Annotated in this window: 13 protein-coding genes; 4 read left to right on the plus strand and 9 right to left on the minus strand. The window is 70.6% G+C overall.

The genetic code is table 11. The annotated features are described in order from the left end of the window. Both tap and tpg read left to right on the plus strand, forming a co-directional pair. A partial coding sequence (gene tap, locus IF09_RS41320; protein ID WP_030303967.1) for a telomere-associated protein Tap occupies positions 1 to 1,714 on the plus strand: 1,714 nt, incomplete at its 5' end. A 6-nt stretch (positions 1,715 to 1,720) separates the two neighbouring features. Continuing rightward, entirely contained in the window at positions 1,721 to 2,275 is a 555-nt protein-coding gene (gene tpg, locus IF09_RS0138230; protein ID WP_030303969.1) for a telomere-protecting terminal protein Tpg, read from the plus strand. Positions 2,276 to 2,456: 181 nt separating this feature from the next. Here tpg and IF09_RS0138235 read toward each other — a convergent pair whose 3' ends face one another. The 3 genes from IF09_RS0138235 to IF09_RS0138245 form a co-directional block, all read right to left on the minus strand. Further along, complete coding sequence (locus tag IF09_RS0138235; RefSeq protein WP_030303970.1) at positions 2,457 to 2,834, minus strand: DUF6009 family protein; 378 nt, start codon at positions 2,832 to 2,834, stop codon at positions 2,457 to 2,459. Between the two features lie 180 nt (positions 2,835 to 3,014). Continuing rightward, positions 3,015 to 4,613, minus strand: a complete 1,599-nt coding sequence (locus IF09_RS0138240; protein WP_051833619.1) for a DNA primase family protein — start codon at positions 4,611 to 4,613, stop codon at positions 3,015 to 3,017. Then, on the minus strand, positions 4,610 to 5,641 hold the full coding sequence (locus IF09_RS0138245; protein WP_030303973.1) for a bifunctional DNA primase/polymerase: 1,032 nt from the start codon (positions 5,639 to 5,641) through the stop codon (positions 4,610 to 4,612). The genes IF09_RS0138240 and IF09_RS0138245 overlap by 4 nt, the downstream gene beginning before the upstream one ends. Before the next feature lie 974 nt (positions 5,642 to 6,615). Here IF09_RS0138245 and IF09_RS0138250 point away from each other — a divergent pair. Next, entirely contained in the window at positions 6,616 to 7,275 is a 660-nt protein-coding gene (locus tag IF09_RS0138250) for a DUF5701 family protein (RefSeq protein ID WP_030303975.1), read from the plus strand. A gap of 28 nt (positions 7,276 to 7,303) precedes the next feature. Here the strand turns inward: IF09_RS0138250 and IF09_RS0138255 are convergent, their stop codons facing one another. The 4 genes from IF09_RS0138255 to IF09_RS0138270 all read right to left on the minus strand — a co-directional run bounded on the left by IF09_RS0138255 (position 7,304) and on the right by IF09_RS0138270 (position 10,558). Continuing rightward, complete coding sequence (locus tag IF09_RS0138255; protein ID WP_030303977.1) at positions 7,304 to 7,675, minus strand: VOC family protein; 372 nt, start codon at positions 7,673 to 7,675, stop codon at positions 7,304 to 7,306. A 505-nt stretch (positions 7,676 to 8,180) separates the two neighbouring features. Continuing rightward, positions 8,181 to 8,966 carry an ABC transporter permease gene (locus tag IF09_RS0138260; RefSeq protein WP_030303978.1) on the minus strand — a complete coding sequence of 262 codons (786 nt, stop codon included), beginning with the start codon at positions 8,964 to 8,966 and terminating at the stop codon, positions 8,181 to 8,183. Continuing rightward, complete coding sequence (locus IF09_RS0138265) at positions 8,963 to 9,925, minus strand: daunorubicin resistance protein DrrA family ABC transporter ATP-binding protein (RefSeq protein WP_030303980.1); 963 nt, start codon at positions 9,923 to 9,925, stop codon at positions 8,963 to 8,965. Before IF09_RS0138265 ends, IF09_RS0138260 begins: the two co-directional genes overlap by 4 nt. 15 nt (positions 9,926 to 9,940) lie before the next feature. Next, positions 9,941 to 10,558: a DUF4097 family beta strand repeat-containing protein gene (locus IF09_RS0138270; protein WP_051833620.1), complete on the minus strand. Its 618-nt coding sequence runs from the start codon at positions 10,556 to 10,558 to the stop codon at positions 9,941 to 9,943. A gap of 190 nt (positions 10,559 to 10,748) precedes the next feature. Between IF09_RS0138270 and IF09_RS0138275 the strand changes: the two genes are divergently transcribed. Next, positions 10,749 to 11,483: a GbsR/MarR family transcriptional regulator gene (locus IF09_RS0138275; protein ID WP_030303987.1), complete on the plus strand. Its 735-nt coding sequence runs from the start codon at positions 10,749 to 10,751 to the stop codon at positions 11,481 to 11,483. A 30-nt stretch (positions 11,484 to 11,513) separates the two neighbouring features. Here the strand turns inward: IF09_RS0138275 and IF09_RS0138280 are convergent, their stop codons facing one another. Together IF09_RS0138280 and IF09_RS0138285 are read right to left on the minus strand one after the other, a co-directional pair. Then, positions 11,514 to 12,281 carry a YqjF family protein gene (locus tag IF09_RS0138280; RefSeq protein ID WP_030303989.1) on the minus strand — a complete coding sequence of 256 codons (768 nt, stop codon included), beginning with the start codon at positions 12,279 to 12,281 and terminating at the stop codon, positions 11,514 to 11,516. A gap of 134 nt (positions 12,282 to 12,415) precedes the next feature. Next, the gene (locus IF09_RS0138285; RefSeq protein ID WP_030303991.1) at positions 12,416 to 12,952 is read right to left on the minus strand and encodes a hypothetical protein; all 537 of its coding nucleotides are present in this window, start codon (positions 12,950 to 12,952) and stop codon (positions 12,416 to 12,418) included. Between the last annotated feature and the right edge of the window lie 59 nt (positions 12,953 to 13,011).

The following is a 13,011-nucleotide window of genomic DNA, read 5'->3' on the forward strand; positions in this document are numbered from 1 at the left end:
ACCCCCCCGTCCCCGCCGCCGTCCCCACCCCACCCCCCTGGAAGGGAACGGCCCCCTCGCCGTCCTCACCGGCACCGGCCAGGCCCACGCCGCCTCCGGTCTCGTCCTCGACCACCCCACCACCGGCGGCCTCCCCGCCCTCCTCACCTGGGCCCTCGGCCCCGACGCCGACCTCCGCTCCCCCCGCCTCCACCGCAACGGCAAGGACGGCGACCCCCTCCTCGTCCTCACCGCCCCCGCGCTCGAGCGACTCGGCCTCCCCCCCGCCCTCGAGGACCGCCGCGGCCTGCGCCTCCCGGACAACCACCCGGTCATCAAGCAGCTCACCAAGGCCAAGTGGCAGCTGACCCGCCGCGGCTTCGGTCCCTGGCCCCGCATCTACCGCCCCGCCACCCCCTCCACCGGCCGCCAGTGCGTCCAGCTCGCGATCCTCCCGTGGGGCGCCCTCGACCCCCGCGCCTGGGGCGAGGACACCCCCGGTCTCCCCGCCCCGGAACTCGCGGAGCTCCTCACCACCTTCGCCTCCCGCGTCCTCACCCCCCGCGGCTCCACCGCCGTCACGGGCCTCGAACTCATGACGGCGCTGCGCCCGCCCACCCGTGCCGCGAGGGACGAAGCGACCAACACCTGGGTCTCGGCCCCGGTCCCCGGCTCGCTCACCCGCCCCGTCGACCCGGCCCCCCCGGAGGCCCCCGACGAGCACCCGGTGGTAGCCGCCCTCTACCCCCGCTCCCACCAGCGCACCCCGGCCGAGGTCCTCGACGAGGAGGCGTACGACTGGATCCGCGACCCGGAGCTCCTCACCGACGCCGAGTGCACCCGCACCCACGCCGTCGGCATCGACGTGAACATGGCCTTCGCCGCGGCGGCCAACCGGCTCCCCGTCGGCCTCGGCCCCGCCACCCACCGCACGGCCCCCCGCTTCGACCCGAAGCTGCCCGGCTGCTGGCTGGCGGACCTCTCCTCCATCGCCCTCGACCCCCGCCTCCCCAGCCCCTTCACCCCGCACGGCCGGCCCCCCACCGGCCCCGCCTGGTACGCGACCCCGACCCTCGCCTACGCCCAGGAGCTCGGCCACGACGTCCACCCGGCCGAGGCCTGGCTCCGCCTCGACCACGGCCCGTACCTCGACGCCTGGTACACCCGCCTCCGCGACGCGTACATGGCCACGATGGCGGACCTCGGCATCACCTCGACGCTTCCCGAGCCCGAGTTCCTCACGGCGATGGCAGAGCTGCAGCAGCACGCCCACCCGGTCCTGAAGCCGGTCCTCTCCGCCATCAAGTCCACCGTCAAGGGCGGCATCGGCAAGCTCCGCGAACGCCCCCAGGGCGCCGGCTACCGCCCGGGCGAGCCCTGGCCCGCCCTCGAACGCCCCACCTGGCGCCCCGACATCCGCGCCGCCGTCATCTCCACGGCCCGCGTCAACATGCACCGCAAGATGAACAAGCTCGCCACGGCCGCCGGCCAGTACCCCATCGCCGTCCTCTCCGACTGCGCGGTGTACCTCTCCGACGGACCCAGCCCGCTCGACTTCCTCCCCCGCACCCCCGAAGGCAAGCCCCTGCCCGGCGGCTTCCGCCTCGGCGTCAGCCCTGGCATGGTCAAGCACGAGGGCACCCAGCCCCTCCTCTGGGCCGTGCAGATGCTCGACGAGAACCACAACCCCGCGCGCCACATCAAGGGCCACGACGCGGCAGCCGACGGAGAGTAGTCCCCCATGACCCAGATCGACGACAGCCTGACCCGCGCGGACGAACCGCACTTCACCCGCCCCGTCCCCAAGTCGGCGGGCGCCCGGATGCGCTTCCTCGTCAAGCAGCTCAAGTCCACCCGGGAGACGGCCCGCCTGCTCGGCATCTCGCAGCGCACGGTCGAGCGTTACGTCAAGGACCAGATCAAGCACCCCAAGCCGGCCCTCGCAGGCCGCCTCGAGTCCGAGGTACGCCGCCGCTGGCAGCCCCTGGTCCGCAAGCGCGCCCGCGACAGGGCCGCCTCCACCACCGGCCTGGTCATCGAGACCCGCGCCCGCTTCGGCTTCACCGCCGCACCCGGCACCACCGACGACGGCCGCATGCGCCGTATCACCCAGCACCTGCCCCCGGAGTACGCGGCCCGCCTCTTCAGCGCACAGGCGGCCGGCGCCGCCGAGTCCCGGCTCCAGCAGATCGCGGCCGAAGCCCTCCAGGAGATGTACTTCAAGGACAACGGTTCGCGCGCCCAGGGCCTCCTGGTCGAGTTCACCGACATCGACTACGTCGACTTCGCCTTCTGAAACCCCGGCCGGAGGGACCGAAGGGACCAGAGGGACTGAATTTCGCCATTACCCGAAGCGCTTTCCAGCCACCACGTCCGAAAGGAACCGGACGGAACGGGAGAAACCGGGACGAACCAAAGGGTCTGAAGGGACCGGAGGGACCGAATCCGGCAACTGCCGGCTCAGACGGAAGCCGGCATCAGGCAACCGTCGGCGTGGACAGCCCTCGCTGCGACCGCACGGTCTTCCGGCCGACCTGCCGGGGTTCGATCGTCCGGGGATCCACGGCCTCGCCCGGCGCGCCCTCGCGGTACAGGCCCTCGGGCTCCGCGTCCCGGTCGTGCGGCAGCAGGTAGAAGACGCGCCGCTTCTGCAGGCCGCTGTCGGGGTCCGCTTCCGCGGTGTCGCCGAGCTCGGTGAAACCGATCATGCGCCCATCGCGGTGGTAGCGCGGCTTCCCCCGGCGCCGGGGGGTCTTGTCCAGGGCCTGGCGCACGTAATCGAGCTCTTCAGGGTCCTCCAGCCACACCACTTTGTCCTCGTGGGCGAGATCGCTTGAAGTCAGTAGCGAGCTCATGGCCTGGATCCTTCCTCGTTCACGTAGGCCCTTCCGGGCCCCTGGTTCCGCCACGCCGCGAGCGGCGCCGAAGCCGGTATCCGGCAGGCCCCTGCGGACCGCCGTCGGCTGGTGGATCTGTTCATCGTCCTTGTCCATCGTAGGCGTGCCCGCCCCCGGGCGGTGGCACACGTGGGCCTTTCACGGCGCGCTTGCCCTGTTCGCCTCGCGCGGGGTCTGTGCTTCGTCGGCCAGGAGCGCCAGGCCGGGGTAGAACTTCTGCCCGTTCGAGCGGAGCATCTCATTGGGCGAGGCGACGCCGACTTCGGCTCGAATACGTGTGGCGAACGCGCGGGTCGTGGCGGGACGAAGGCCCTCGCCGTCGAGACACCACGCACTGTACGCGCGGTACAGCGCTCCCTGCTCCACCTTCAGATCACGCGGATCGGGCAGCTCCACCCCGGTCGTGCAGCACTCGGCGAGGAACCGCCCGATGTGGTCCTCGGTCGTGGCGTACGCCTGCGTGGCAGTACGGACCACGCTCGGCCCGGTCAGGGCCGGCTTGGTGGCGAGATAGGCCTTGGCCCCTTGGATCATCCAGTGGAGGATGCCCGGACCCTCCTCCTGTACGAGCGCCTCCGCCAGGTTGTCGATCTTCCTGTGGTCGGGGACGACCTTCTCGAAGGGGATCAGCCGGATCCGGCGCCAGAAGGCATGGCCGCCCGTGCCGACCTCCGGGCGGTGGTTGCCCAGGAGCCACAGCTTGTGCGTCGGCTCGAAGCTGAAGAAGTCCTGCCGCATCCGCCGCGCCTTGAGCCGGTCACCGCCGGTCAGCAGCTTGACCCGCGCCTCGTCGAACTTGTCGTGCGGCTTGAGCTCGCTGCAGACGAACAGGCGCCGGCCGTGCAGTTCCGTCAGCTCGGTCGAGTGCTCGTTGAACTTGCCGCGCTCCATCAGGAACCCGGGCGGGGCCACGTCCGCGTAGTCCCCGAGGATCTTGATGACGACGTCGAGGAGCGCCGACTTGCCGTTGGCGCCGACGCCGTAGAGGAAGGGCAGCACCTGGCCGCCCACGTCACCGGTGATGGAGTAGCCGAGCAGGAGATGAAGAAAGTTGATCATCTCCTTGCCCTTTTCGTCATCTCCGAACGTTTGGTTCAGGAAGGCGTGGAACCGGGGCGTGGGCATGGCCTCGGGGGCCAGGTAGGTGGCGCGCGAGTGCAGGTCCCGGGTGGGGTCCGGCTTGTGCAGGTCACCGGTGCGCAGGTCGACGACACCTGCGGGGGTGCACAGCGCATACTTGTCGCCGTCCAGGACGTCCGGGTCCAGGGCGAGTTCGGGGGAGGCCTTGGCCTGCGTGAGCATCGCCTTCACGCCCGAGGTGGACATGGCGCGCTTGCGGTGCTGCGACAGCTCCCGGTCGGTGAAGACACCCCGGGGGTCGTGGGTGGGCAGTTCCTCCGCCATGTCCCCGGCGGCCCAGATCGCGGCCTTCTCCCCGCCGGTGCGCTTCCACCGGAACTCGTCCCACACGTACCAGCCCAGTCCCTCCACGTGCCGGAAGCGGTTGTGGTGGAGGTGGGCGAACAGCTTCGCGTTGCCGCGGTCGCTGAGGTTCTGCAGCAGACCCGTCGCGACGAAATCGGCCCCGCCGCCCCCGGCCGCCGGGGCCGCGCCCTGCTGGGCAGGCAGGCGCCTGCCGCGCGCGGCAGCAGGGACGTCGGTCTTCTCGGTGGTGAACGCAGCAAGCTGTTCCGCCGCCGCCTGGGCGTTGAACCCCGTGCTTCCGGCGCTGCTCATGGGCGTTCCTCGGGATGGATCGGTCGGTCGCTTCCGGCACGCAGCCCCGCTTCGACGATGAGGACGTTGCGGCGCGTCTGGTGGGGTCGTGCGTGGTCCGCGGCCTCGAGGAGCAGCCGACGGCATTCCCCGGCGGCGAGGTGGCCCCCCGCGGCCAGTCCACCGGCGGTGAAGGCCGCCCGGTTGAGCTTCTCGCTGAAGGCCGTTCCGGCCGGACTGGCCCCGCAGGCCCGTACCTCCTCCAGGAGCCCCGCCAGAGCCCGCTGCCCGAGCTGGAGGCCCCCGCGGCCCCGCGGCCCGCGCACGGGGCCCACAGGGGCCGCTACGGGCTCCACGGCGGCCGTGTCGACGCCGTGGCCGGTCCGTACGAGTTCGGCGGTCAGCCACAGCGGCAGGGCCGCGGGCAGGCGCGCGCCGGGCAGCGCCTCGTACACGCCGGCGGCCGTGCGCGTCGTGGGCGCCACGATGTAGCCGCCGACGGCTCGTACGTCGACCTGCCAGGCCAGCGCGACCTTCGAGCTCGATCCGCTGGAACACCGCATGCGGGGGCCGCCCTTGGGCACCCGGTACCAGATGTGCATCCCTCCTGAGGGCGTACGGACCCGCAGGGTCGCCGTGTCCTCGCAGGGGTTGGGCCGGGACCGGTACGCGGCCAGCAGCGCCAAGGTGTCGTAGCCGCTGCCGAGTCCGGTCAGGTCGACCCGCTCGTCGATGGGGATGCCGGGCAGCAACCGGTCCCTGGCGGGCACGGAGGCGGCATGCGCATCGACATCGATGACCACGAGCCCGGCGGGCCCGCAGGAGACCCCGATCCCGAAGTCGGGCTCGGCCGCCCACCACTCCCGCAGCGTGGGGAGGTCCGTGGTGGCTGCATGGAACCCGTGGCACCAACGTCCCCGGGAACGGCAGGTGCAGTCCTGCGCGGAATGCAGACCGCCCCGGCAGTCGGGGCAGTTCGGAGCCGGCGTCTTGGTCCCTGGGGCCAGGGGATGGACCGGATACCCGCGCAGGGCCATCCAGGTCGCCACGTCCAGTGCCGTCCCGCCACTCACGCCCTGGGGCAGGTTCTGGGAATAGACGGACACTGGCTCTTCCTTGACGCGCGTTCAGGGACGGTTCCTCCTGTCCCGGGCTGCTCTCCGAGGTGCTCGTCCGACCTGCACATCAGGGACCAGAGGGACTGAAGATTCACTATCGCGGAGCGTACCGCAGACATCGCGCAGGCTCCGCCCGATAGAACCGCTGTATTGAGAGTTCAGTCCCTTCAGTCCCTCAGTCCCTGAAGTTCTACCCCAGTTCGTCCGCAAAAGTTCCGCGATCCACCCCGGTGAACACCCGGGCGTGTCGCAGCACGACCCCCCGTCGGCAAGCGCCGCTCCACCCCTCCTCCACCAGGACCCGAGAGTCCCTCGGTATGCCGGTCCTCCCCACTCGGAAGCCGACCGGGGTTCCGAGGCCCCCGCCCCGGCGCCCGCACTCACAGGTACTGAACGGTCCCTGCCCTCGTTCAGTCCCTCCGCTTTCAGTCCCTCGACAAACATGCAGGTCAGAGGCTCGGGTTCACAATCTCAGGGACTGAAGGGACTCAGAATCACCACTTCCAGCCTTTACGTGCGTGTGTGTATGCGCGAGCGCGAGAAAGAGTAGGTAGAGGTACCCATGTTCATATCTGGCTCATAACTAGAAAGTTGAGTCCCTTCGGTCCCTGTTGCAGCGAGCCCGAGCCCCTGACCTGCAGGTTTACGCAGTGACTGAAGGGACAGGGACCGAAGGGTCCGAACGGCGCTTCAGCCCCTGTCCGGGGAGGGGGGTGCGGAGGGAGGGGTGCGGCTCGTCACCAAGTCCGTCATCCGAAAAGCGAAGCACCTTCACCACCGCCTTCCCCCGCACTCGGGCCACGGCCGAGCCGGTGTTCCCCCGCGCGGCTCCACCCACAGGGAACGTTTCGACGGCCCACCTCGTTGCCGCGGGACCACCACCCCCACGCGAAGCCAGAGGTCCCGTGCCCAACGCCTCGTCCCTCCCCACCCCGTCCCCTCTCCCGCCGCTCGCCACCCAGGCCGAGCGCCTGATCAAGCTCGGGGTGCACGAGCTCGCGGCGATTCCCGCCGATACGCTGCGCGCCTTCGCCGCGGAAGCAGGCGGCAGACACGGCGACGTTCTGCTCGCCGTCCACCCCGACCGCGCCCCCGCCTCCGCCCTCGCCCCGCTGCTCCGCCACGACGCCAAGCCCGGCTTCGTCGTCACCGACATGCCCGACGTCGACCGCTTCGCGCCGCTCGACGGCATCGCGCTACCCGACGCCCCGCTGTACCTCCTCACCGGCCTCGATCGCGGCGACCACATGGCCGACTGGAGCCCCGAGGAGGCCCTGCCCGCCCTCACGGAGCAGGACCGCACCCCGCTGCTGCTCACCGAGGGCCTCCACTGGGTGCTCCAGCAACCGGCAGCCCTGGAACGCAACCACTGCTTCATGACCATCGGGTCCCGGCTGCGCAAGGCGAACGGCTCCCTGGACGCCCGTACCCCGGCGATCTGGATCAGCAACGGCACGGGCCGGGACGGCCGCGAGCGGCGCAACGCCCCGAAGGTCGGCTGGTGCTGGTGGGGCAACCGCCACACCTGGCTGGGCTTCGCCTCCGCCACGGCCCGCGAGGCGTAAGGGGGAGGGCCGGGTACACCGGGCCGTGTCAGCTGCGGCTGGCGTCGATGACGCAGAACCGGTTGCCGTCGGGGTCGGCGAGAACGACGAAGTCGGGGTCCTCCGGGTACAGGTCCCACTCCACCCGCCGAGCACCCAAGGACACCAGCCGATCCACCTCGGCGGCCTGCTCGGCGGCGTCGTCCGCGTACAGGTCCAGGTGGACCCGCGGATGCTCTTGGACCGGCGTCCCACTCAGCCCGAGGGCCAGTTGGACCCCGGCCGCCCCCGCTGCCGGCATCAACACCACCCAGTCCTCTTCGATCTCCCCTCGCGGCACATACCTCAGAGCCTCCGTCCAGAAAGCGGCCGCACGCGGCACGTCCGAAACACCCAGCACCACAGATCGAATCGTCAGCACGCACCCATCCTGCCGGACGCTCCGAACACGTGTCCGGGATCGGGCCGGTGGTGCCGGCCCATGGCGGGGGAGCCGGTCTTCATACCCTCGGTCACGGCGCTTCCAGCACCCACGGACATCAGGTCCGGGCCACCGGAGGCGATGCTGTCCAGCGACTGCTTGCGCCGCGGCCGCGGGCCGTCGTTGCGTCGCCCGCGGCCCGGTCGCCGAAGCCCTTGCGGTAGACGGGCCCGTCCGCTGCGGGTGAGCCCTGCCTCCCGGAAGCATCGGCGGCGCTCTGCGCCCCGGAGAGCACTTCCCGCGCTCGGCGTCGTCCCTGGCACTCACGTCCCGGCCGGCCACGGACCTGCCGGTCCACATCGAAGAGCCGGCCGTCATAACGGACTCTCTTTTCAGGACGTGCAGTGCACGAGTGAGGGCGGCGTACGCCGACGTGGTGTCGGGGTACGCCGCCCTCGGGGTGGACGGGAGCGGCTGCGGGAGGCAGTCCGCGCGCTCACTTCGCCTACTTGGGGTCGCGCTTGAACTGTGCCGTCGACCAGCGGTAGCCGAGTGCGATGAGGGCGATGGACCAGCCGAGGGCGAGCCAGCCGTTGTTGCCGATCTCGGTGCCGAGCAGCAGGCCGCGCAGGGTTTCGATGGCCGGGGTGAAGGGCTGGTACTCGGCGATGGGCTGGAACCAGCCCGGCATCGAGTCGATCGGGGTGAACGCGCTGGAGATGAGCGGCAGCAGGATCAGCGGCATCGCGCTGTTGCTGGCCGCTTCGGCGTTGGGGCTGGCCATGCCCATCCCGACCGCGATCCAGGTGAGCGCCAGGGCGTAGAGGGCGATGAGGCCGAAGGCCGCCAGCCATTCCAGGACGGAGGCGTCGGTGGAGCGGAAGCCGATGGCCACGCCGACGAGGCCGACGAGGACCACGCTGGCGATCGACTGCAGGACGCTGCCGACGACGTGCCCGATGAGTACGGAGCTGCGGTGGATCGCCATCGTGCGGAAGCGGGCGATGATGCCCTCGGACATGTCGGTGGAGACGGACACCGCGGCGCCGACGACGGTGCTGCCGATGGTCATGAGCAGGATGCCGGGGACGATGTAGGCGATGTACTCGTCGCGGCCGCCGCCGCCGATGCCGCCGCTCATCGCGCCGCCGAAGATGTAGACGAAGAGCAGCAGCAGCATGACCGGGGTCATCAGCAGGTTCAGCGTCAGCGACGGGTAGCGGCGCGCGTGCAGGAGGTTGCGGCGCAGCATGGTGGAGGAGTCGCGCAGGGCGAGGGAGAGGGAGCTCATCGGACGGCCTCCTTGGCCTCGTTGGTCTGGCTGGGCACGGTGGCGCCGGTGAGAGCGAAGAACACGTCGTCGAGGTCGGGGGTGTGCACGGTGAGCTCGTCCGCCTCGACACCGGCGGAGTCCAGCCGGTCGAGGACGGAGCGCAGGTCGCGCTGGCTGCCGTCGCTGGCGATCTGCAGCGCCAGCGCTTCGTCGTCCCGGGCGACCTCGCCCAGCACGGCGGCGGCGGCCTGGTAGGCGGCCGGGTCGGAGAACCTCAGCCGGACGTGTCCGCCGGGGATGAGCCGCTTGAGTTCCTCGGCGGTGCCTTCGGCTGCGATCTTGCCGTTGTTGAGGACGGCGATGCGGTCGGCGAGCTGGTCGGCTTCCTCGAGGTACTGGGTGGTGAGGAAGACGGTGACGCCGCCGGTCACCAGTTCGCGGATGATCTGCCACATGTTGTGGCGGGAGCGCGGGTCGAGGCCGGTGGTGGGCTCGTCGAGGAAGATGATCCGCGGGTTGCCGACCAGGGTCATGGCGATGTCGAGACGCCGCTTCATACCGCCGGAGTAGCTGGCGGCGGGCTTCTTGGCGGCCTCCACCAGGTCGAACCGCTCCAGGAGTTCGGCGGTGACCCGCTGTCCTTCGCTCTTGGACAGGTGGTGCAGGTCGGCCATGAGGAGCATGTTCTCCTCACCGGTGATCAGCCCGTCGACCGCGGAGAACTGCCCGGTGACACCGATCGCCGCCCGCACCGCCTGCGGATCGGCCGCGAGGTCGTGGCCGGCGACGCGGATTTCACCGGCGTCGGCACCGATGAGAGTGGAGAGGATCTTGACGGCTGTGGTCTTCCCGGCGCCGTTCGGCCCGAGCAGGGAGAAGATCGTCCCCTCCGGAACGCTCAGGTCGATGCCGTCGAGCACGCTCTTGTCGCCGTAGGACTTGCGCAGCCCGTTCGCCGCGATGGCCAGGTTGGTCATGGTGAGGTGCTCCCTTTAGAGGCTGCGGGCGGTGATGTTGCCGTACGAGGTGCTGGCGTGGATGTTCAGGCCGGGGGTGCCACCGGCGTTCTGGAGCGAGTTGTGCACGCGGCCGTAGGTGGTGCCGGCGTCCAGGGAGGCGGAGACGCCGCGGGCGGCGACGACCGTGATCTCTCCGGCCTCGGTGCGCAGCGTGACCGTGCCGCGGACGGCCTCGGCGATGTGGAGGTCGCCCTTCTGGGTGCTGATCTGCGCGTCCCCGCCCAGACGGCCGACCGAGACGTCGCCGGCCATCAGGGTGAGGCGGGCGCTCGCGGCCTCGTCGATCTTGACCGTGGCCTGCGCGCCCTCGAAGGTGACGTCGCCGAGGCGCCCGACGCCGCGGAGTTCGGCGCTGGCCGTCTTCGCTTCGACGCGGGAGCCGGCGGGCAGCTGGACGGTGATCTCCACCGACCCGGAAGAGCCGAGGATCCGGTTCTTGGCCGGAGCGGCCTCGATGCGCAGGACACCGTCGTCGTAGGTGACGGTCGTCTCCTCGGCGGCCTTCACGTCGCGGCTCTTGGAGGCGTCGGCGGGCAGGATCTCGACGGTGGTGTTGTCCCGGTCGGCGGCGATGAACCGGATACGTTGCATTCACGTATCTGGCAACAGTCTCGTTGCGCAAAAACGCCATCAGTGCAGGTAGAGGCCCAGAATTCATTGCAATGAGCTGAAATATAACGCAACGTTCCCCACCCCAAACGTTGCAATGGATTGCGGGTGAAGGCTATACTGGCGCCCTGGAGACGCCCTTGAGCCACGACAGACCGCGAAGGAGCCCGCGATGCCGGGAGGCAGACTCACCCAGCAGGAACGCCAGCAGATCGCGCTGGGACTGGCCGATGGCCTCGCCTACGCGGAGATCGCCCGGCGTCTGGACCGTCCGACGTCGACGGTCACGCGTGAGGTGATGCGCAACGGCGGCCCGGCCGGTTACCGCGCGGACCTGGCCCACCGGGCCACCGAACACCGCGCGCACCGCCGCAGGCAGGCCGCGCCCCGCGACCCGAAGGCGCCCGCGCAGACCCACGGCCGCGATGCCGAGGCGGTGCGCGAGTACGAGGAGACGTTCACCACCGTCCTGATGCAGGCGGGCACGCCCAAGATGATGGCCCGGGTGCTGGCCTGCCTCTACATCACCGACGCGGGCAGCCTCACCGCGTCCGAACTCGTCGAGCGCCTCCAGGTCAGCCCGGCGTCCATCTCCAAGGCGATCGCGTTCCTCGAGGGCCAGGGCCTGGTCCGCCGCGAACGCGACGACCGCCGCCGCGAGCGTTACGTCGTCGACAACGACGTCTGGTACCAGTCCATGATGGCCAGCGCCCGCGGCACCGCCCAGCTGGCCGAGACCGCACGGCAGGGCGTCGGCATCCTCGGCCCCGGCACCCTGGCCGCCACCCGCCTCGAGAACATCGCCCGCTTCGTCGACTTCGTCTCCGAGAGCATCGCCCGCGCCGCGGAACAGGCCCGCGACGTCCTCTACACGAAACCCGAAACGCCCTCGGACAGCACCGCCTGAACCACGCTCGGCGCCGGTGACGCGACAGCGCTAGAGCGGCCCGCGCGGGTGGGGGAGGGCAGTGGGGGTCCGGGACGGCCGGCCGAGTCGTACCGGCACCCCGGGGGAGTACAGGACGCTGACCGGGGCCTGCCGTGGCGCCGGGAGGCCGGCCCCATCGAGCAGGTTCTCGTCGCACGCAAGGAGTTCCGCTCGGTACAGCGGCCAGCGCGGGTGGTCGTTGGGCAGGTACGCCGCTCCGCCGAAGAAGGCGTTGTGCATGCCCCACCGGGCGGTGAGGAAGTGCTCCAGCTCGGTGGGCTCCGCGATCCGCTCGCCCCTCGCCACCGTGATGCGGCTGTGGGCCCCGCGTGGGCCGGGCCAGCGGCGGGAACTGGCGTAATGGACCGTGTCGCCGTCGGTGCGGACGCTCATCCGGGACCACAGGTAGGGGAGCCGGAAGCCGAGCCGCCCCATCACGACCGGGATCAGCCGTGACGCATCCATCGACCGGAACACGACACCGCGCCGCCCGTGCGCGTCGACCGAGTACAGGCGCACGTTGGTCTCGGGGAACGAGCCGAAGTACGGCACTCCGGGCAGCCGGAGCCAGCCGACCCGGTGCATCCGGAAGGCCACGAGGCCGACGTAACTGACCCCGTCGTGCGTGTCGGGCACGGTCCCGCTCGGCAGCAGCGGTGCCACGACGCCGGGGTCGACGGCCCAGTGGATGAAGGCGAGATCGAGCCACTCCTGGGTGAGGAGCGGGTCGTGTATGCGGGCGGGGGCATCCGGTGTCACGGACGAGGCTGGCTGCACGGCTCAAGCATGACAGAGCGGGTCGCTCTGTTGTTCGAGAGAGCGTCGCGCAGGGGTAGCGGACCGGGGCCGCTTCTTCCCCTTGGGCCCGAGGCCCGGCGTGACGTCATGCCGCTGAATGTCGACCTTCTCGCTCAGTCCTGCTCCGCGCTGGACAGGGCTTCGGTGATGACGCGGGTGGCGAAGTCGCGGTCGTCGGTGAGCCGGTTGATCTGCTCCGCGAGCAGCAGGGCCGTGGCTTCCAGGGCGTTCATCTCGTCCCCGGTCCAGTCTCCGTACTGCTTGCGCCACAGGTTGGGGCTCAGGCCGGTGCCGGCCGCGATGATCAGGCCGGCCATGGTCGGGATGACTTCCGGGCGGATGCTCTTGGGCATCATGCGCATCGAGGCCACGAAACTGGGCACCACGTACTCGATGACGTCCCGGTCGCGGTCCTCGTAGGCCATCCGCAGCCACTGCATGAACATGTAGATGAGCGTGCACGCGCCGTCCACCAGCTCCTCGGCTTCCTCGGGGCCCAGTGAGGCGGTGAACGAGTCGATCAACTGCCGCTGCTGCGGGTCGGTCCCGGCCTTGCCGTCGTAGACGGTCTTGAGCCGAGAGTCGATCAGCATGAGTGCTGCGCCCACGTTGCCGGCGGGGGCGTACTGGGAGTCGCAGGGCGATGGCACAGTGGATTCCTCCTCGGGTGACCGTGAGCTACGTGACGCGTTCGTACAGTAGTCCGCTG

It is taken from the genome of Streptomyces katrae, assembly GCF_000717655.1.
GTDB classification, from domain to species: domain Bacteria; phylum Actinomycetota; class Actinomycetes; order Streptomycetales; family Streptomycetaceae; genus Streptomyces; species Streptomyces katrae_B.